20 protein-coding genes and 2 tRNA genes are annotated in these 19,733 nt (G+C 50.6%); 5 read left to right on the top strand and 17 right to left on the bottom strand.

Annotation, left to right across the window (positions count from 1 at the left end):
* Positions 1–101: 101 nt before the first annotated feature.
* Positions 102–536: a CBS domain-containing protein gene (locus OXG10_05355; protein ID MCY3826790.1), complete on the top strand. Its 435-nt coding sequence runs from the start codon at positions 102–104 to the stop codon at positions 534–536.
* 18 nt (positions 537–554) lie between these two features.
* On the opposite strand, the gene OXG10_05360 is transcribed toward OXG10_05355, so the two are convergent.
* The 3 genes from OXG10_05360 to OXG10_05370 all read right to left on the bottom strand — a co-directional run bounded on the left by OXG10_05360 (position 555) and on the right by OXG10_05370 (position 5,655).
* Positions 555–2,681, bottom strand: coding sequence for a nitrite reductase (locus OXG10_05360; protein ID MCY3826791.1), 2,127 nt, complete (start codon positions 2,679–2,681; stop codon positions 555–557).
* Between the two features lie 73 nt (positions 2,682–2,754).
* Entirely contained in the window at positions 2,755–3,141 is a 387-nt protein-coding gene (locus OXG10_05365) for a DUF4186 domain-containing protein (protein MCY3826792.1), read from the bottom strand.
* Positions 3,142–3,150: 9 nt separating this feature from the next.
* Positions 3,151–5,655, bottom strand: a complete 2,505-nt coding sequence (locus OXG10_05370; GenBank protein ID MCY3826793.1) for a DEAD/DEAH box helicase family protein — start codon at positions 5,653–5,655, stop codon at positions 3,151–3,153.
* A gap of 95 nt (positions 5,656–5,750) precedes the next feature.
* Between OXG10_05370 and OXG10_05375 the strand changes: the two genes are divergently transcribed.
* Together OXG10_05375 and OXG10_05380 are read left to right on the top strand one after the other, a co-directional pair.
* Positions 5,751–5,841 (top strand) — tRNA-Ser (locus OXG10_05375).
* Between the two features lie 273 nt (positions 5,842–6,114).
* Positions 6,115–7,224 carry a Fic family protein gene (locus tag OXG10_05380; protein MCY3826794.1) on the top strand — a complete coding sequence of 370 codons (1,110 nt, stop codon included), beginning with the start codon at positions 6,115–6,117 and terminating at the stop codon, positions 7,222–7,224.
* 9 nt (positions 7,225–7,233) lie between these two features.
* Here OXG10_05380 and OXG10_05385 read toward each other — a convergent pair whose 3' ends face one another.
* Positions 7,234–9,186 carry a VacB/RNase II family 3'-5' exoribonuclease gene (locus OXG10_05385; protein ID MCY3826795.1) on the bottom strand — a complete coding sequence of 651 codons (1,953 nt, stop codon included), beginning with the start codon at positions 9,184–9,186 and terminating at the stop codon, positions 7,234–7,236.
* 115 nt (positions 9,187–9,301) lie between these two features.
* Here OXG10_05385 and OXG10_05390 point away from each other — a divergent pair, with 115 nt between their 5' ends.
* Positions 9,302–9,484, top strand: coding sequence for a hypothetical protein (locus OXG10_05390; protein ID MCY3826796.1), 183 nt, complete (start codon positions 9,302–9,304; stop codon positions 9,482–9,484).
* Between the two features lie 38 nt (positions 9,485–9,522).
* Here the strand turns inward: OXG10_05390 and pilM are convergent, their stop codons facing one another.
* From pilM to amt, 10 genes are all read right to left on the bottom strand, one after another.
* Positions 9,523–10,530 carry a type IV pilus assembly protein PilM gene (gene pilM / locus OXG10_05395; GenBank protein ID MCY3826797.1) on the bottom strand — a complete coding sequence of 336 codons (1,008 nt, stop codon included), beginning with the start codon at positions 10,528–10,530 and terminating at the stop codon, positions 9,523–9,525.
* A 93-nt stretch (positions 10,531–10,623) separates the two neighbouring features.
* Positions 10,624–10,989, bottom strand: coding sequence for a hypothetical protein (locus tag OXG10_05400; protein MCY3826798.1), 366 nt, complete (start codon positions 10,987–10,989; stop codon positions 10,624–10,626).
* A complete protein-coding gene (locus OXG10_05405) occupies positions 10,986–11,705 on the bottom strand; it encodes a hypothetical protein (protein MCY3826799.1) in 720 nt (239 codons plus the stop codon). Before OXG10_05405 ends, OXG10_05400 begins: the two co-directional genes overlap by 4 nt.
* 32 nt (positions 11,706–11,737) lie before the next feature.
* Positions 11,738–12,151, bottom strand: a complete 414-nt coding sequence (locus OXG10_05410) for a helix-turn-helix domain-containing protein (GenBank protein MCY3826800.1) — start codon at positions 12,149–12,151, stop codon at positions 11,738–11,740.
* A gap of 151 nt (positions 12,152–12,302) precedes the next feature.
* Positions 12,303–12,746 carry a type II toxin-antitoxin system VapC family toxin gene (locus OXG10_05415; protein ID MCY3826801.1) on the bottom strand — a complete coding sequence of 148 codons (444 nt, stop codon included), beginning with the start codon at positions 12,744–12,746 and terminating at the stop codon, positions 12,303–12,305.
* Entirely contained in the window at positions 12,743–12,982 is a 240-nt protein-coding gene (locus tag OXG10_05420; protein ID MCY3826802.1) for a hypothetical protein, read from the bottom strand. Before OXG10_05420 ends, OXG10_05415 begins: the two co-directional genes overlap by 4 nt.
* A 123-nt stretch (positions 12,983–13,105) precedes the next feature.
* Positions 13,106–13,552, bottom strand: coding sequence for a DUF3574 domain-containing protein (locus tag OXG10_05425; GenBank protein MCY3826803.1), 447 nt, complete (start codon positions 13,550–13,552; stop codon positions 13,106–13,108).
* A gap of 69 nt (positions 13,553–13,621) precedes the next feature.
* Positions 13,622–13,694 (bottom strand) — tRNA-Phe (locus OXG10_05430).
* A gap of 181 nt (positions 13,695–13,875) precedes the next feature.
* Positions 13,876–14,970, bottom strand: coding sequence for an outer membrane beta-barrel protein (locus OXG10_05435; protein ID MCY3826804.1), 1,095 nt, complete (start codon positions 14,968–14,970; stop codon positions 13,876–13,878).
* Positions 14,971–15,030: 60 nt separating this feature from the next.
* Entirely contained in the window at positions 15,031–16,224 is a 1,194-nt protein-coding gene (gene amt, locus OXG10_05440; protein MCY3826805.1) for an ammonium transporter, read from the bottom strand.
* A 433-nt stretch (positions 16,225–16,657) separates the two neighbouring features.
* Between amt and fmt the strand changes: the two genes are divergently transcribed.
* Entirely contained in the window at positions 16,658–17,584 is a 927-nt protein-coding gene (gene fmt, locus OXG10_05445; protein MCY3826806.1) for a methionyl-tRNA formyltransferase, read from the top strand.
* A gap of 15 nt (positions 17,585–17,599) precedes the next feature.
* On the opposite strand, the gene OXG10_05450 is transcribed toward fmt, so the two are convergent.
* The 3 genes from OXG10_05450 to prfB form a co-directional block, all read right to left on the bottom strand.
* Entirely contained in the window at positions 17,600–17,968 is a 369-nt protein-coding gene (locus tag OXG10_05450) for a hypothetical protein (protein ID MCY3826807.1), read from the bottom strand.
* Positions 17,952–18,818 carry an NAD(+)/NADH kinase gene (locus OXG10_05455; protein ID MCY3826808.1) on the bottom strand — a complete coding sequence of 289 codons (867 nt, stop codon included), beginning with the start codon at positions 18,816–18,818 and terminating at the stop codon, positions 17,952–17,954. Before OXG10_05455 ends, OXG10_05450 begins: the two co-directional genes overlap by 17 nt.
* Positions 18,815–19,733, bottom strand: a 919-nt coding sequence (gene prfB, locus OXG10_05460) for a peptide chain release factor 2 (GenBank protein ID MCY3826809.1), incomplete at its 5' end; no start/stop codon positions are given. The genes OXG10_05455 and prfB, both read right to left, overlap by 4 nt.

Genomic DNA, 19,733 nt, shown 5'->3' on the forward strand with positions numbered 1-19,733 from the left:
CAAATTCCTGAACCCCTTTGTTTTAAGGGGCTTTAGGACTTAGTGGGAATTGCTGTATACTTGATAGCATAGGTTGTGAAACGTAAAAGACAGAATGCATCATGGAAAATCTAAGACATATACTTAAACATAAGGGCAGCAGCGTATGGTCGATAGGACCGGATGAAACCGTGTATAAAGCCCTTCAGATGATGGCGGAAAAAGAAATAGGTGCTCTGCTCGTGCTTGACGGGGAAAAAGTCGTTGGAATATTCTCCGAGCGCGACTACGCGAGGAAGGTCATCCTTCAGGGAAGGTCATCGGCGAACACAAAAATAAGCGAACTCATGATCAGGGATGTGATCTACGGTTCGCCCGACGACCCGATTCAGGAAAGCATGGCTATCATGACGGCAAACAAGATAAGGCACCTTCCGGTAATAGAAGATGGGAAGCTTTGCGGGATGGTGACAAGCGGCGACATCATAAACCACATTATCTCCCGTCAGAAATTCGAGATCGAGGCGCTTAAGAAATATATAACCGGAGGCTACTAAGCCACACCTGAACCAGCCTTACGCAGTCAACTGCTCCTGAACCTTCTCGCAGTCAGAGTGGAAGCTCTTGGCGACTTCAAGGAACTCTATAGCTTTTGATGCCGAAGCCTCCCCGTCCCTGTATTCGCTGAACTTGCGCGAGACATCAAGCCATTTCTCACCGGTCTCCCCGGTTCTCACGATAAGGTTTTCAAACTCCCATATCGTCTGCTCCGGAGTGAACGGATCGATAAGCTTGGTGTAGAGAGGAACATGAGCACTGTCGGAGCATGCCAGATAAAGCTCGTTTATGCATGCCTCGTAGTCGCCGTGGAGAAAAAGAGCCTGTGCCTGCTCAAGACGCCTTTCCGCGTCCGAGAAGACCGGGATTTTCTCCTCGACTGTGACCCCCGCGCACTCTCCTCTTACTCCCTGCTGAACGGCGAATTTTTTCTCTTCGTGTCCCCAGTCAGTGTAAAAATCAGGATCATCCTCGTACTGGGGGATCTCGTTGAACTCGGAGACCGCTTCCTTGATGTACTTGGCGCCGAGCCTTTTCATCGTGAGGTCAAAATGCTCGCCATCTTCTTTTTCCCTCTCGTATATCTCAAGCAGTCTCTGGACAACCTTGGGAGCGTTTCTGGTCGGAATCTTGGTGACCGGCATAGCAAGGCGCGAGTCGTCTCCGTAAAATCCTCCGCCGAGGAAAAGCATCTCGGCAGGAACGCTTCTACCTTCTCTGGTTATGGACGCTCCCTGGAACCCTATGCTGGCCGAAACATGCTGAGCGCAAGCGTTGGGGCAGCCGGATATCTTGATCCTGAGATCCCCAAGAGTCTCCTTGTATTTTCCAAGACCGTTATCCATCATGCTGGTAAGCTTCGTCGCAAGGCCCTTGGCCGAAGTGATGCCCAGACGGCAGGTATCGGCACCCGGGCAGGCGGTTACATCTTCGAAAGTGTCCGCACCCGAATCGGAAATGCCCGCCTCTTTAAGATCGGCGTAAAGCGAGGGGATGGACTGATCGGGAACCCACCTGATCACGAAATTCTGCTGGATAGTTATCCGTATGGAACCGTCTGCATGGATGTCTATCATGTCCGCAAGCGCTCTTGCGGTATCGGCCGGAACATCTCCCAGAAGCACTCTCACGTTAACGATTGAATATCCCTCGACCCCCGCCGGAGAAACGTTTTTTTGCCGCCACTCCGTAAAATCCGGGTCATCCTCCACCCAGCCAGGAGCGTCCGGAAGATCGTGTCCGTTCGGCTTGGGAGTTTCGTGCTCCCAGTCAATTGCCTCAAGATAGTCGTTCCACGAAGGATCGACCTCAAGCGAAGCCCTTTCCTGCTCGACTACCTCTCTGAACTTCTCAAAGCCAAGTTTCCTCACAAGAAACTTCATTCTGGCCTTCATCCTAACCTTTCTCTCGCCGTACCTGTCAAAGATCCTGACGACCGAAGCCGAAAAAGGTATCATCTCCTCAACCGGCATGAACTCCGTCCAGAGATGTCCGAGCGAAGGCGAAGCGCCGAGCCCCCCGCCGACGTAGACCTGAAAGCCGTGCTTTCCATCCTCTTCCCTTACTCTGGCGCGAAAACCCAGATCATGGATGCGGATTCCCGCGTTGTCGACATCCGGGTTGCTCTCAAAGCAGACCTTGAATTTCCTTCCCATGTTCTGGCATATGGGGTTTCGGAGCATAAACTGCTTAAATGCCTCGGCGTAAGGAGTCACGTCAAAGGTTTCCGTAGGCGAAGCCCCGGTTATCGGGGAAGCCGTGACGTTCCTTATTGTGTTGCCGCAGGCCTCGCGAGTTGTGATCCCCGCACTTGCAAGATCCCTCATCATGTCGGGAACTGTTTCAAGGTTGACGTAGTAAAGCTGAACGTCCTGGCGGGTCGTAAGGTGAAAAAAGCCACTTGCGTACTTGTCTGAAACGTCTGCAAGTTTTCTCAGTTGAGCGGAACTCAGTTTCCCGTAGGGAATCTTTATCCTCTGCATCTGGACTCCTTCCTGGCGCTGTGCGTACACCCCCAGCTGGAGTCTTATCTTCTGGAATTTCACCTCGCTTATCTTCCCGTTCATGTAGTCGGATATCTGCTGCTCGAATTCGTCGATCTCATCCGCTACAAGTTTGGGCAGAGTTTGCGTTTCTTCATCCATGTTTTCTAGCTCCGTAACATAAAACCTTTTATATCTCCCGATATTCTAACATAAAACAAATTTTTTTTGGAAATCACTCCTGCGGACCGCTCTGAGCCGAAAGCCACATCTCAATTGCCAGAAGAATATAATTAATTTCCTGTTCCGTGAGCTTTCTTTTCTTAGGGATGCCGTGCCACTTTAGCAGGCAGCTCCGACAACATGTGGCCGTGGCATGCTGGGCGCGAAACACGGGATGTCCGCCCCATGGAGTCTGCTTCCCGTCGTTAGGGGGCAGAGCGGGGGCAAGCCTTTTCAGAAGAAAATCCCTTCCGTGCGAAAGCACTTCGGGGAGCCCTTTTTGCCTGAGATAAGACATCTCCTTGGCATTCAGCCTGAACCCAGAACGGAACCGGGATCTGCTTAGTCTTCTGAAAACATTCTCCAGCCGCTGCTTTTCGCCGTTTTTCGCTCTATGCATGTAAGAAATTCAGTGCTCTCGCTCCTCAGAGAAAAAATCCCGCATCCGTCCGAGTATCTGTTCCGTCTTCGCGCAGAAAAAGCCGCTCCCCGCAACGGAGTTGATAAAGAATTTCGCGTAGTATTTCGACACGATGCGCCTGTCAAGAACCATAACAACACCGCGGTCCGTCTTGGTGCGTATGAGTCTCCCGAAGCCCTGTTTGAACTTGAGTACCGCATGGGGAAGTATGTATTCGCGAAACGAATCTATATCCTGTTTTTCCATGTACTCGATTTTCGCCTCCGTAACCGGGTCCGTGGGAACCTTGAAGGGAAGTCTGCATATAACGACCATCTTTAGAGAATCCCCGGGAATGTCTACTCCTTCCCAAAAGCTGTCGGTCGCGAAAAGCACCGAGTTCCCAAGTGTTTTGAATTTTTCAAGCAGCAGGCCCCTAGGCATTTCTCCCTGCTTGAAAAGACTGACCGGAACGGCCCCGATGCTCTCAAGAATTTTCCCCGTCTTTTCATAAACCCTGTTAAGCGAGGAATAAGAGGTGAAAAGCACCAGAGCGTTTCCGTTCGTTACGGAGATCGAGTCTGAGAGTATCTGCGCAAGGGAATCTTCGTAGTCCTCGCGCCCGGGCTCGGGCATATCCGACGGGACCAGCAGCAGGGACTGCGTTCGGAAATCAAACGGTGAATCAACAATAAGCCCCCTGAATCTTTCATTATCCGAAAGTCCGATGTTTTTCCTCTGGAAATCGAAATTCTTATCCACGGCAAGCGACGCAGAAGTCATAACGACGGTTTTGGTCTTCGAGTAGAGCTTTTCATCAAGCTCCTTGGATACATCGAGCGGGGAGAGGTTGATGGAGCAGAAAATCGCCGCCCTTCTGCGGTTCCCCTCAAACCACTTTATATAACTCTCGTCCTGCTCGCCAAAAAACCTTCCTATGGCTTCGCGGAAAGCAAGGGATCTCTTAGCGATGCCTCCAAGCTCAGCGGTGAGTTTTATGTGGGAATCCGCGTGCGGTGAGCCCTCGACTACTCCCAGCAGGTGGGCAATCTCGTTTTCAAGCGAAAAGAGGGATTTTTCAAGCGCCCCGAAGCGCTCCTCAACGGCAGGCCACTTCTCGTGCCGCACAACCTTTTCCGTAAGCCTCAGGCTTATCGCTGTCTCACCCGATAGCTCCACCCCAAAACCGTAAAGCGAATTAAAGACCTCTTCGCTTACCGTCTCTATGCGCTCAACGGCCCTCGCAAGCCCGCCGCCCGAGCGCTCGAAAACCTCCCTGAGGGCGGAATCTTTTTCTTTCTGCGCGAGGTGAGATATGTAGGATACAAGCCCCTTGTCCCTGTTTTTCCGGGAACGAAGCTTTGAAAGCGTCTTCGCAATCCCGTGCTTGCTAAGTTTCAGACTGAAATGCGAAGTGGCCGCCTCGGCGATATTGTGCGCCTCATCAAAAACGACCTTCGCGTAGCGGGGAATTATCCCGAAATCCGAATCGGGTCCCGCGGTCCCTTTTATCGCAATATCGGAGAAAAGCATGTGGTGGTTGGCAACCAGCACCGAAGCCCTCGAGAGCTCCCTCCGCGACTTGAAGAAAAAGCAGCTCGAATAATGGGGGCACTTGGTCCCCGGGCAGCTTTCGCTTTCCGCAGACACCCTGTCCCACACATCGTCAGGGGGCGTAAACGCAAGATCGGAAAGTGAGCCGTCCGATGTGGTCCTGGCCCACTCAAGCACATCCTTCATGGAACCTCTTTCCCCGTCGTCTATAAAATCGAAAAGATCCTGCCCAACGGCTTCGCCGCGGAGAAGACAGAAGTAATTTCTCATTCCCTTAACGAGAGCGTAATCAAATCTCCTCGGGAAAAGATCCCGAAGAAGGGGAAGATCCTTGTTTATCAGCTGTTCCTGAAGATTGATGGTGTTTGTTGAGACCAGAACCCTCTCACTGTTGCTAATCGACCAGAGAATGGAAGGTATGAGGTAGGAAAGAGTTTTTCCGGTGCCCGTACCGGCCTCTATCATTGAGAGGTGTTCGTCATTGAATGCGTCAATTACGTTTGAGAGGACTTCCAGCTGCTCATCCCTGTGCTCGTATTTCTCTCCCAAGACACGGGCCACGGAACCCGCAGGCAGAAGATATTCCCTCGCGGATTCATTGTCAACACGTACCGTTTCCCCCGGAACAAAAGGCTCAACAACTACGTACACCTCTTCGACCTCGCTGTCCACTATGTAGAAACCGACGCCCTTGTTTCCGAAAGCCGAAGCGACTGCCACGTCCTGGGGTGAAGGTTCGAGGTTGCCCGAGGGATGATTATGCACGACGACATTCCCCGTTTTCGCCGCGTCAAGGATGGCCGGAACCGTCTGGCGGTTGCCGCGTGCAAGGACTTTTACATCGCAGACCAGAGAGCTTTCGTTTACCCTGCCGACGAAAAAGACCTCGTTTCCATAGGCCTCAGTTATTGCCTCCCTGATGAACTCTGCGGCCTCAGGGGTAAAATAGCTTTCAATCATATCCGCTTAATTTTACACGGAGGCGTTAATAACAAAACTTTCCGGGAGATGTTGCCTTGCCCCTCGGGCTTCGGTAGCCTGTTTTGCGTGTCGGGGGAGGGATGGCCGAGCGGTTTAAGGCGCTGGTCTCGAAAACCAGTGGGGTCTTTTTGGCCCTCGTGGGTTCGAATCCCACTCCCTCCGCCATCAGTTCACCCCGAGTTCTCCTATTCAGGGATAGCAAGCTCCGTCGGAAGCCAGGTATTGCCGGCCGAACCTTGTTCTTGGAAAAAGCAAACCGTATCGAAACATATCCGCCTAATCCAAGCTTAGGTAATCGTCATATACGAAGAACCGAAAAAAGCCATCCATGCCGTTATGCGGTGAATAGCAATCTTATTCACCGCATATTTTACGGCGATTTTCTTGCTTGTGCGATAAATAAAAGGTACAATCACTGCAAACAATGCGGTAAATGATATGTGGATACATGAGCATCATAACTGGCCGAACTTCACTTGGGATATCAAAAAACTCGCTTCCAAGCTTGCCAATATTCGACACTGTCAGGGTCGTCTGTTAGGCAGAATGGAAGGATTAGGTTTCGAACTCAAGCAAGAAGCAAGTCTCGGAACACTGACAAGCGATGTTGTTAAATCATCAGCCATCGAGGGAGAAAATCTGAACCCGCAAGAGGTTCGCTCATCAATCGCTCGCCGACTAGGGATTGATATCGCCGGCATTACGTCAGTGAACCAAGATATTGAGGGTATTGTTGAAATGATGCTGGATGCGACCCAGCAATCTATCAAACCTTTAACAAAAGACAGATTGTTTGACTGGCATGCGGCACTGTTTCCAACAGGTCGCAGCGGCATGCGTCGCATCACAGTTGGTGGCTGGCGCTCCGTCGAATCCGGTCCCATGCAAGTGGTTTCAGGTCCTATAGGACGTGAAAAAGTTCATTTCGAGGCTCCAAACGCAGAGCACCTTGAACATGAGATGACGGGGTTTCTGGTATGGTTTGAGAGCAAGGATGATACTGACCCCGTGCTCAGAGCCGGTATTGCCCATCTGTGGTTTGTGACAATTCATCCATTTGAAGACGGTAATGGACGTATTGCAAGAGCGATTACCGATATGGCCCTGGCGCGTGCTGACGGCATGGGAGACCGCTTTTACAGCCTTTCATCGCAATTTGAATCTGAGCGCAAAGATTATTATGACCAGTTGGAAAAACAGCAACGCGGCACGCCGGAGGTAACAGGTTGGCTTGAATGGTTTCTGGATTGCCTTGGTCGTGCAATTGCCAGAGCCGAAGACACACTGAGCACCGTGTTATTTAAAGCACAGCTGTGGGAAAAGATTAATCGGCAACCTGTCAATAAACGTCAGCGTCTGATTATTAATCGTATGCTGGAGCATGATTTTAGAGGGCATATGAGCACCTCAAAGTATGCAAAACTGGCCAAGTGCTCCACAGATACAGCATTACGGGACATTCAGCACTTAAAGTCACGCGGCATTTTTATTCAGAACCCTGGCGGCGGACGAAGCACAAGCTACCGCTTGCCGGATACCATTAACTGAAAAAAACGGTCAGGATGCTAGATTGAAAGTAAGCCTTCTTCTCTCCATGTCCGCTGATACAAGCTTCACGCGAACTTCCTCTCCGAGGTTGAACCACTTTCTTTTCCTGCCCTTGATCTTGTAAAAATGCTCGGGGATGAGTCCCTCGACGAAGTGTTCTTCTATTTCTATGAAAACCCCGAAGGGGTGTATGCTCAGTATTTTCCCGTGGAATACGTCACCCACGCGGCTTTTCATGAAATTCGCCGTCTCGAGGTTCATAAACTGGCGCTCCGCATCCTCGGCCGTTCTCTCCAGAATCGAGCAGCGTTCTGCTATCCGCTTGAGACGGGCGGAATCGTAGGAAGGTGTTCTTTTCTGCAGTATTTCATCGATAATCCTGTGAACAACAAGGTCAGCATACCTTCTTATGGGGGAAGTGAAGTGGGTGTAATCGTCTATAGCAAGACCGAAGTGGGGAACATGCTTTGTTGAGTAAACGGCTTTTTTGAGCGCGCGTAGAATCATAAAGTTTATCTGCTCCCGATCCTTTCTTCCCGAAGCAGCTTTCATTACTTCCTGGATGTCCTGCTGCTTAATCTGTCCTCCGAAGTTTGCCTTGATACCTATTTTGAGAAGGTTTTCACGCAGTTGCTCTATGGAATCCGGATCCGGGGATTCGTGAATCCTGTAAATCGATTCGAAACCATTTCTGAAAATAAACTCCGCGACAACGGAGTTGGCCATGATCATGAACTCCTCTATTATCTCATGGGCGACATTCCGCTTAAGCCTGTCGACGTCGCTTACCTCTCCCTTGGAATCGCGAAGCAGCACGGCCTCGGGAAAATCAAAGTCAAGGCCTCCTTTGTCGATCCTAAGCTCCCTGAGCTTGCGGTAAAGCTCCTTCATCAAAAGCAAGGAAGAAATGATGTTTTTGCCACGGGAGGATGAAGCAGTGCCGTTCCCTTCCAAAATGGCCGCGGCTTCGGAGTATGTAAGCCTCGCGCAGCTTTTTATCACGCTGTTGTATATCCTCGAGTCCCTGAGCCTTCCCGAGGAATCGAAATCCATCTCGACCGTCTTGGTAAGCCGTCTTCTTCCGGGGCGCAGGCTGCAAAGATCGTTTGAAAGCCTCTTGGGAAGCATGGGAATCACCCTGTCTGAAAGGTAGGTGCTGGTGGCCCTGCGGGCAGCCTCTTCGTCACACGCACTTCCGCAAGCCACGTAATGAGAAACGTCCGCGATACTTACCCGAAGTCTGTATCCCCTGCGGATTTTTGTTACGCCTACCGCATCGTCAAAATCCTTTGCGTCATCCCCGTCTATGGTGAAAGTAGTCTCTTTTTCAAGATTCACTCTCGAAGAAAGGTTGCCGTTTGACAATTCCGCGCTTAGACCCGCGACTTCTTTTGTCACATTGCGCGAAAAACCCTTCGCAAGACCATACTCGGAGATAATCCCCCTTTTTTCAGTTTCAATCTCTCCAGATATCCCCAAGCGCTCGGTCACTGTTGCTGTCTGTTTCCCCGGCTTACTCTCTATGACTACGAGTTCCCCGTCGGAAAAACTCTTTTTCCACCCTCCGGTTTCAACCTCATACTCGAAGAGTTCCGCTTTTCTGGGACAGGCAACAAACCCCCTCGGGGTTTCTCTCAAGTCGGCCAGAACCCTCAGGAAGCTACCTTTTGAGAGGCCGGCTGGAACGATTTTCTTGCGGTTCCCATTAAGAAGAGATACAGGGGAATCCAGGTGCCGACCGTTTTTCGCAGCACCCTTCTTCCAATGTTTTCGAAGACGGTAGCTACCCCTGGAGGTTCTTTTAATCTTCCCCTCGAAGGCCATACTCTTCAGCGTAGCCCGGAGCTTCTCTCTTTTTCTCTCTGGCATATCAAGCCCCCTGAGAATATTGCCCTCGGAGAGACTTTTCCCCTTGTTTTCGCTGAGCAGTTTTAGAATCCGCAATTCCCTTTTGCTTGACATGATATAAACCCGGCTTTTCAGCCGCAGGAACTTCCCTGTTTTAAAAATTGAAATTTACGAGGTCTTGTATACAATTAGTGCCGTTTTTATTAATTCTGCTTTCTGGAGTTCTTTTATGCTTAGAACAAACATTCTCGGAGGGATCCTCATAACCGCGCTTGTCCTTTTTATAGTAGGTTTCGGAATTTCCCTCAAATTCTCACTCGACTGGTCTTTTTACTTTAAGGTTCTCTCGGTAGTCGGCGCGGTCGCGCTTGCGGTTTCTCTGATAGTCCACCTTATACCTTCAAGAAACTAATCCGGTACGCGGAATTTCTTACCAGTTTTTTCTTCTATTCACAAACCCCTCAGCGCAAGTCCCACCGCAACCGCCATCTTCGGGGCCAGATGTTCAATGTATTCAGGATCAAAACGCGAATCCGAAAAGGTAATATTCCGAAAAGGATTCGAAATCTCAACCTGAACCCCAGTGGCCTCTCCAAGTGCATCGGCGAGAGTTGCTATTCTTGAAGATCCCCCGGAAAGAATTATTCGGTCGATTACGTCTCCTGCTTCATCAAGAACCGTCTTTATCTCATCAGTGGCACGAGCAACGAAATCAGTGAAAACACTTTCTATCTCGTCATATCTGCCATAACCTTTAAGGCTGAACTTTATTCTCTCCGCCTCCTCGTAGGTGATTTTGAATTCCTCCATCAAACGAAGCGTAATCCATTGCCCCCCAAGCGAAATATCCTTCAGGACAAAAGGCACTGTACCATCCAAAACGCTCAAGTTAGTCCCTGACGCTCCGATATTCACAAGCGCCACTTTTTGACCGCGATCTCGGCAAAAAACTGTATAGCAGTTTGAAAGGGCCATGGCGTCAACATCAATTACCTGGGCGCGGAGTCCCGCCGAGAAAAGCGAACTTTTATACTCCTGCGCCGTTTTTTTCGAAACTGCCGCAACCAGCACCTGGGTCTCCTCGGATTTCCCGTTGCGGCGGAAAAGCGGAGTGTAGCTGTAATTAACCCCGTTAACGTCTTTGCGAAGACTGGTTCTCACGAGGTCCGGAACAAGTTTTTCCATGTCCTCTCCGAGAAAAACTCTGGGAACATTTACGACTTTCAAAGCAACGGCTTCGCCGGAAACTCCTATAACCGCCTTTTTCGTTCTCACGCCGAGTCTAGAAACGAGACTTGATACAACCCCCGAAACTATGTCGCCCCTTGAAATTGACTTGCGGACTATCGCATCTCCAGGAAGCATAGCCTCTCCCATATTCTCAAGCCGATAGTTTCCACCCCCGTAGGAAAGCTCCACAATCTTGACGGAACTTGAACCTATATCTATTCCAACCATGGCATCTTTGCCCTCAAGGAGGGAACCCGGGCGACGAAATTTACCGAAAGCCAATTTTTTAAAAGGAGAAATCAACGAACCGGGGATTGGAAACTACTCTTCCACAAGATCGTAATATATTTGCACTTCTCTGGAATGGGCTTCCGGGGGAAGGCTGTCGAAACTGGCTGTGAAGAAAAAGCTTTCCGTCGGATCAAGTCTTTCCCCTTCCTCAACAAGCGCGGAGGTCGCGGCAAGGGCGTTTCCATCCGAATCCTTTACGAATATAACGACATAAACTGACTGTACCGGGAAATTCGCCGTGTTCACCACGGCGCCGTTAAAATCCACGCTTCCGTCAAAGTTCTCGGTCTGGAGAACCGGCCCGTCGAGCTCAACGGCGGATTCCTCCGCGGTGCAGGCCGTAAGAACAAAGGCCGCGAGGACAAATAATGACGTAATCAGGAAGCTTTTTTTCATTTTTCCGGTTTAGTGCCCACGTTTGAAATCGAAATCACGTTCGCTGGATCCGCAGTTTTCTTTTCCGCGGTCTTTTTATCTTCAGAAGCGTGATCTTCTATTATGTCTCCAAGCACCTTGTGCATGAGCTTAAGTGCGCTTATGGAGTGTTCCTTGAGATAACCCTCGCTGAAGGGAATCTCCTCCTTTCTCCTTCTTAAGAACAGATGAAGAATGAAGGCCTGATTGTTTAGCACCACTAAAATAGCTACGTAAAGCAGAAAGTTGTCGGCGAAAACCTTTTTCATCAGTGTTTTCGTGTCGGAATCGATCTTAACTATGCCGAGCGGCCCATCGACCTGCGGGGAGAGAAACGGAACGGAAACGGAAATCTTTCCTGCGTATTTTTCAACCGAGTATCCCTCGGGCGGATAAGCGTTTTCCAGAAAATGTCCGGAAGCCATTTCGTTTTCCGGCTGTTTCATAAAAGTAACGCTGAAAAATTTGGGAGAGACCCCGAAAGTGTTAAACAGCTTCTCCCTGCCCAGCCTCTGGTCAAGAAAAAGATAGAACTCGTCACTTGTAGACCCCTCTCCGTGGTCCCGATAGAAACTGGTCGCCTGGTCTCCTATAGTCTCGGCTATGGCTTTGGTTCTGGTGACAAAGTCTTTTTTCGCGTTATCAAACTGAAAATAGAACACCACACCTATAAGGGCTATGATGCCCAGCTCAACCATTGATATTTTGAACAGCAGTCCAAATTTCTGGTTCAGGCGCATTTTACAAACTCTTCAAGTATCTTGCGTAGATTTTTATCCTGTGAATGTCGGAGAAGCATGAACACCATTCCGGCAAAATCCTTTTTTATTTCTCCGTCAAGACTTCTGTAAAGCTTAAGGAGCATCTTCTCCTCGTTTGTGAGAACCTCGAGCTCCTGTTCTGATATGGCTTCTTTTTCGATGAATCTTTTGAGTCTTTCCGTCCTTGAGACGCTCCAGATTTCCTCAACCTTTACCCCCAGGATTGAAGATATCTGCTGGCAGCGGTCAAAAGAGGGTGCGTCAACCTTTCCGGTTTCAAGCTGATGTATGTACACGCTCGAAACCTCAAGAGATCGAGCGAGGTTTTCCTGGGTAATCTTTCTTCTTTTCCTTATCCTCTTTAGATAGTCTCCAAACTTCATTCAAAACTCCTCCGAGAATAAAATAGTCTTGCGTGCCAAGTTTAACTTAATGCGTATAACAAAACAATATAGCTATGGAATCACCGCGAACCGGAAACAGGGAAAACGGGTGGGGTACGCCAATCTGCGGCTTCTGCCGTCCCTGCGCAATTCAGTTCTCAGCCGACGCTACAGCTTCGGACAGAGATAATACCATGTCCGAAAATCGCCCCGAGGGATGTTCGGAAACCTTGCGCCTGAAGCGCTCGTCGGCAGTTACAAACGGCCGACCTGTATTCAGCGCCAACGCCAAGCAAAGACAGTCGTATGCGGGGTGATTGAGCTTAACCGCAAGGGCAGTCGCAGAACCAAGCAAGTGCCGGGTCGGAAGAAGTTCAATTTCCGCATGTTCAAGAAGCTGCGCTTTGAGCAAGGCTTCGTCCTCGGAGATATCGCTCTGCAGTACTTTTTTCCACAAGATGTTGGCACATTCCGCGATTAAAAGGTCGGGCGCGGATAACCGGGCATTTCTAAGAACATCCAGGGCCTCAGCAGTCCCTCCTTCCTCCACGACCCACTTGATCGCAACACTTGCGTCAATAACGTAGCGGCTCACCGCTCGCTGCGTCCTTCACGCAAAAGATCTTCCGCCGGAGTGTGCTCGCGGCCCCCGGTCATCCGGCGCAGTTTTGCCGCAAGCTCCTCAAACGCGGGTTCGACTTCACAGGAAAGCGCCTGGCGCAGGATTTCCCGGCGCTCGGCCTCCGCAGAACGTCCGTGACGCGCGGCGCGACGCTTGAGACGAATTATGATTTCATCTTCAACATTTCGGACATGAAGATTTGCAGGCATGAAACAACTCCTCAATATATATATGCTATCAATAGCATATTTCTCCTTCTTTTGACATCGCTTTTCCGCACAGCTGCGACAAAAGCTTCGGGGAGTTGCGACGAAACCCGGATCAGAAAAAAATCAGAAGGCCGCGCAGGCGCTTGCTACTTGGCGCAGAACCGCCGAACGGTCAAACCTTTGTTTGTATTCTCCGATAACCCTGTCTATTCCGGAAACGGAATCGTTATCCGGCGGGACAAGAATTATAAGCACCTTCGTATCCTCTTTTATGAACGCTCCGGAAGGGGCGGTGTACTGTCCGTAAGCATCAAGGACGGTGAGGCCGTCTGGGAACTCAACGGTGATTGTATCTTCAAGAAACTTGCTCCAGTCATCATCACTTACGGTCCGGGGATTATCCGCGTTCCCACGTCCGAAAAAAAGCCTGTATTCGGTATACGGCTCAGTTCCTTGCGGACACGGGTTTGTCTGGGCCTCCGAAGAACACGACACAATGAAAATGCAAGCCGCAACAAGAGCCGCAACAGCAACCAGAGCACCAGCTGTCCGATTAAGTGTCTTCAGCATAAACCACCTATCTTAAGCAGGGAAACGGAAAGGTTCCGCTTCTCCCGCAAAAACCCCTCAAAAATGACGTGCCCGGAGGCGGAATCGAACCACCGACACGAGGATTTTCAGTCCTCTGCTCTACCAACTGAGCTATCCGGGCAGAAATAAACGGGCTTTAATTCTACCCGAAGAAAATATTTTGTTTCAAGGAACGAAACTTCTTCGTTCACAAACAAAGGGGGCCGCGGCCCTTTGCTAAAGAACCGTGGCCCCCCTGAACACAGAAAAAAGAGGTATGGAGAGATGGTTTTTTCTTCTGCGTTGTGTTTTGTTTCCTCTATCTATACGTCAAGCCAGTAAAGAAGCTGTACCGCAAATCCGTGCTGATCCTCTTCGCCGGCAAAATAAGCGTCATCGCCGTCCGCCTTGTCGTAGCGATACTCAAGCCTCGTCTCGAAATTTCCCACGGACTCGAAAGGAGTCAATATAAGAGTCGAGGTGAACTCGTAGAGCTCAAGGTCCGGCGTATCAACTCTTTCCGACTCGTCAACGTACTCACCCCTGAGAGCAAGTGACATGGAGTCCGCAAGACTTACTATCGCATAACCGGCAAAACCCCAGCGGTCTCCCCCCGCATCATGCGACGTGTACTCGAAATCGCCTATCAAGGTCAGTTTCTCCATGAGGGTCATGGTACCGACGACCGTGACAAGGGTCCTGGTATCGCCATCCGTATCGCCGAAGTACCCGGTAATGCCGAGCCAGCCGTCGTTCGGGAAATTAAGCGCGATCTGAGATTCAAACGTCTTTCCGTCATCCACGTCATCAACCGCGTCCCAGTCGTTGCTTAAACCGAGAGCAAAATCAAGTGATCCGGCACTGAAGGTCGTCCGAACACCGCTGTGCGCAAACGGGATCCTGTAAAAAAGCAGGGACCTCGTTATGTTGGTGTTGTCCTTGGCCTCTATAAGTTCCCAGCCCGCCAGCGTGGTAAACTGACCGGCATAAACATTAAGGCCGCCGTCGCCCGATGGAACAAGCACGTTTATGTAAGCCTGATAAGGGCTTACCGCGCCATCGCCGTCGCTGTTAAAACCGAAGCCGAGACGTTCAGCCTGCTCGCCGAAAAGAACATCAGCCCTGAAACCCACCAGATCCATTACTCCATCGCCGACAGTTGGAACTTTTTCAAGCGAAAGAGTGAAGGCGTCTATCGAGAAATCGTTGTGTTCGGGATAAAGACCCCTCTCGGCGATACCTTCCCCGACTTCCCCGTTTGAAACATACTGATAAGTCGTGTCAAGCGAAAAGCCGAGTCCAATCGACTCAAGATTTCCGAGATCGAGGGCGTTTGCCCTCGGGGCCCCGAACTGGGTCCCGAGCAGCAAAGCCGCCGCGATCATCATCAATGAAAGTTTAGAAACTATACTTCTCATTTTTCTCCTCCTATAAGAGTTATTATTCCTTTTTTCCCTGTTCTCATGCTAAACCTAAACCTAAGTTGCGGACTGAAAATCCGGATAGGACTCCATTCCGTGCTCGGTTATATCCAGTCCTCTTCTCTCCTCTTCCTCGCTCACTCTTATGCCAACAGCCATCTTTATGGCGTAGAAGATGATGAAGGCGCAGACGACCGTGAAGACACCGTATGCCAGAACTCCGATAAGCTGAACCATAAAACTGAAATCGGGTCCTCCGAAAATTCCCACGGCAAGCGTTCCCCATATACCGCAGACCAGGTGAACGGAAATCGCTCCCACCGGATCGTCTATCCTTATCTTGTCAAAGAAACTGACCGCGAAAACCACTATTATTCCTGCCACAAGCCCTATGATGACCGCCTCTCCCGGAGAGACCACGTCGGCTCCGGCCGTGATTCCCACAAGACCCGCAAGCACACCGTTTAGAGCCATGGAGAGATCAGGAAACTTAAAAGTTCCCCACGACGTGAAGGCCGCTCCTAAAGCGCCCGCAGCCGCCGCAAGCGAAGTCGTGACTATGACCAGTGAAATCAGTTCCGGATCCGCGCTCAGCACCGAACCGCCGTTAAAACCGAACCATCCCATCCAGAGCAGAAACACGCCGATTGCAAGAAGCGGAAGAGAGTGACCCGGAATCGGCCTCATCGCTCCCGAGGCGAGATATTTCCCTACGCGCGGGCCGAGAAGATAGGCTCCGACAAGTCCTCCCCATCCTCCTACGCTGTGAACGAGCGTAGAACCGGCGAAATCGTAAAAGCCCATCTGGTCAAGCCATCCGCCGCCCCACTTCCAGGATCCAGCTACGGGATACACTATGGCGACGAATATGGTTGCGAAAATAAGAAAGCTCGAGAGCTTTATACGTTCGGCAACAGCTCCGGAGACAATCGTGGCCGCCGTCGCGGCAAACATTGCCTGGAATATGAAATCGGTGTAGTAGGTGTAGCCACCGTCCGCATACTCTATGAGCCCCTCAGCCCCGGCCGGTGCTGAAATACCGAAACCTGCAAACCCGAAGATGCCACCGCCTATGAAATCCCCTGGGTACATAAGGTTAAAACCCATAAGGGCGTAAGTGAGAATGCCCGCCGAAATGATAAACGTGTTTTTAAACAGTATGTTTACCGTGTTCTTCGATCTGGTAAGTCCGGTCTCGAGAGTAGCAAATCCGAGATGCATTATAAAGACAAGAAAAGTCGCAAGCAGCATCCACACGTTGTTCGCCACGAAAACAGAATGGGCCGCACCTTCTGACGCAAAAGCTGAATAGCCCCCCAGAACAACAAAAGCAAAAACCGAAAGAAACAGCACGCGGCTGCATCCGAAGGGTTTTCTTAAAAAATCTGCGATATTCATAACCAACTCCTCCATGTTTGGACAATTTTCTTCTCAATACCTTTTGCAATTAAGAGGCCATAAAACCAGAAGGCAGGAAACGCTCACTCTAACTCTCTGAAATAATTGAGAAAAAATAAATTCCCAACGGCTCGGGATTTTCAAGTAGACTTAGAGCCTGCAAACCATGCCTAAAAAATGTGCACGGTGTGCACCGAAAAACACCGAAACCGGTTAGAACAAAAATCTCGCGCAGGCGCGAAAAGATGGAGACCGAAGCGGTCGCTTCCTTTAAAAACACAGAAAAATGAGAATCCTTTTCGCTGGAACACCAGAATTCGCCGTACCATCTCTCGAGGCGCTTTGCGGTTCTCCCCACGAGGTAATCGCGCTTCTCTCGAAGCCGGACAGGCCAAGGGGGAGGAGCCGAAAACCCGTATGGCCGGAAACAAAAAAAGTGGCCGCGGAGCGCGGAGTGCCCGTTTTTCAGCCCCAAGACTTAAAGACACCCGAGTTCCAAAAGACACTGAAGTCCCTTTCCCCCGATCTCATAGCGGTTGTGGCCTACGGAAAGATGCTCCCCGCCGCCATGCTTGACGCACCCCCTTTCGGTTGCGTAAACGTTCACGCATCGCTGCTTCCCAGCTACAGGGGAGCAGCCCCGATTAACTGGGCCATAGCAAAGGGAGAGAAAAAAACGGGAGTTACGATCATGCAGATTGACGAGGAAATGGACACGGGAGACATTCTCGTTCAAAAGGAGGTGCGGATAGGGGATGAGGAAACCGCCTGGGAACTTTCAAAAAGACTCTCGCTTGAAGGAGCACAGCTTCTTTTGGAAACGATCGACAGCATCGCAAAAGATGAAATATCTCCCGTAAAGCAGGACCCGGCCGCGGCCACCTACGCACCTCTTCTCTCTAGAGAAGACGGCCGGGTGGACTGGAGCCGGGACGCAGAGGAGATAAAGAACCTGGTAAGGGCGATGACTCCGTGGCCGTGCGCCCACACCACGCTCGGGGGGAAAAACCTCAAGATATTAAGGGCGCTTTCGGGCCCGGGGGAAGGAAGACCCGGAGAAATAGTATCTCTCGGGGGAGAAAGCCTGGACGTCGCAACGGGTAATGGGATCTTGCAGATACTCTCCCTTCAGATCGAAGCCGCGAGAAAAATGGACGCCTCTGAATTCAAGCGGGGCAAAAAAGATCTTCGGGAAGGACAGTTCATGATATGAACGCTCGGGGACTCCCTATATCCTGATTGAGACCTCGAAAGTTCCTATTTTCACTTTGCCGGCAAGCCCAGATTTCCAGCAAAGATCTGTAGCGTGAGTCTTTGACTTTGCGGGAACAAGCAGAATGAGCTGGACCGAAAGCTCCGAGAGGGTTTTCCAGTACTCGCTTCTTTTTTCGTCGATAGTGGCTTCGGTCTCAACCTCAATAATCTGCACGACCTGCCCGTACGAACCGAGAATTACATCGGGGAAAAACCCCTCGAACTCACAGAGCTGCTCTTCGCCGGGATTGGTGCGTATCTCATTATAAAGCGAGGAGTACTTCTGCTCCACCTGCCTTATTACCCAGTCATGAATCAACTTCTCCTCACTCGGAATTTTCATATCTCCCGCTCCACATAAGCTTTGTCTTCAGAATGTTGAAATAATCCCTAAAAGGAGATTTTATGATGTTCACGTAACTCTCCGAGCCTTCAAGAACAACTTCGTCGCCGAGATAAAGAGGCACTCCCACCTGGCCATCAAGCGTAAGATAGGTGTTCTGTATGTCGGTAAGCACCCTCGTCCTTATCTTTTTCGTGTAGGGAACCACGATAGGCCTGTTGGCAAGAATATGCGGACATATTGGAGTGACGGTTATCACGGGCAGCGTCGGATAAATTATCGGCCCGCCCGCAGAAAGAGAATAGGCGGTTGAGCCGGTAGGGGTCGCGAAGATAATTCCGTCAGCCTTAAAGGTCGTAACATATTTTTCGTTTATATATATGGAGAGATCCACAACCTTGGAAATTGGACCGTTGTTTATAACTACGTCGTTCAGTACCGTGAATTCTTCCCGCTCTCCGTCCTTTCTGTCTACGCAGCACGATATCATGTCCCTTTTTTCTATCTCGTAGTCTCCGGCGAGTATTCTCTCCATCATCGGAAAAAACTCATCCACCGTGAACTCAGTGAGAAACCCGAGTCCACCGAGATTGCAGCCCAGTATTGAGACGTCGTTTCCCTGCACCATTCGTGAAACCCAGATAAAGGAACCGTCACCCCCGAACACAACTATTATGTCGACGGCCGCAGCCAGATCGCGCTCCGCAAGCACGTTCTCAGCATCTATGTTCCGTCCAAGGTTCTCCTCAACGAAGAACTCTATGTCTCTTTCGCGAAGCCACCCGCACAGTCGCCTGGCAATCTCATAGACTTGCGCGCTATCCTTCTTACCCGTTATACCGAACTTCAAGTCGCTTCCTCCCCCGAATTTTCGGTTGCATCGTGCAAAAGACACGATTCTATAAAATCATCTATCTCCCCGTCAAGTACCGCGTCAACTCCCGAGGACTCGAAATTGGTACGGTGATCCTTCACCATGCGATAGGGATGCAGAACGTACGATCTTATCTGGCTTCCCCAGCCGATTTCCTTTTTCGAGGAATTGAGTTCCTCTTCTTTTTGTCTTTCCTCCATCCTGCGCAGTTCATAGAGCCTCGCCTTGAGTATCTTCATGGCTCTCTCCCTGTTCTGGCGCTGCGACCTCTCGTTCTGGCAGCTGACCGCGACGCTGGTTGGCAGGTGCGTGATGCGGACAGCGGAATCTGTCTTGTTAACATGCTGTCCGCCCGCTCCGCTCGAGCGGTAAGTATCAATCCTGAGGTCCTTTTCCTCTATGTTCACCTCTATTGAATCATCTATCTCGGGAGAAACGAAAACCGAGGCGAATGACGTGTGCCTCCTTTTGTTCGAGTCAAAAGGGGATATCCTCACCAGCCTGTGAACCCCGGTCTCCGCCTTGAGGTAACCGAAGGCAAACTTCCCCCGGGCAAGAATAGTGGCGCTTTTTATGCCGGCTTCCTCTCCGTCCTGAGTCTCAAGCAGCTCCGCAGAAAATCCCTTCCTCTCCACATACCGGAGGTACATACGAAGAAGCATCTGGGCCCAGTCCTGGGCTTCCGTCCCCCCAGCCCCGGCGTTTACCGATACTATGGCGTTTCGAGCGTCGTCAGGACCGCCGAGAATCCGCGCAAACTCAAGTTCGTTGACCCTGGCTTCTAAGGACGCGAGCATGCTGCCCGCCTCTTCAATCGAATCCTGATCGTCTTCACCGACCGCAAGTTCGAGAAGACACGCCGCGTCCTCCATGTCGGAACGGAGCTTCTCG

The organism is Candidatus Dadabacteria bacterium (assembly GCA_026706695.1).
Taxonomy (GTDB): domain Bacteria; phylum Desulfobacterota_D; class UBA1144; order Nemesobacterales; family Nemesobacteraceae; genus Nemesobacter.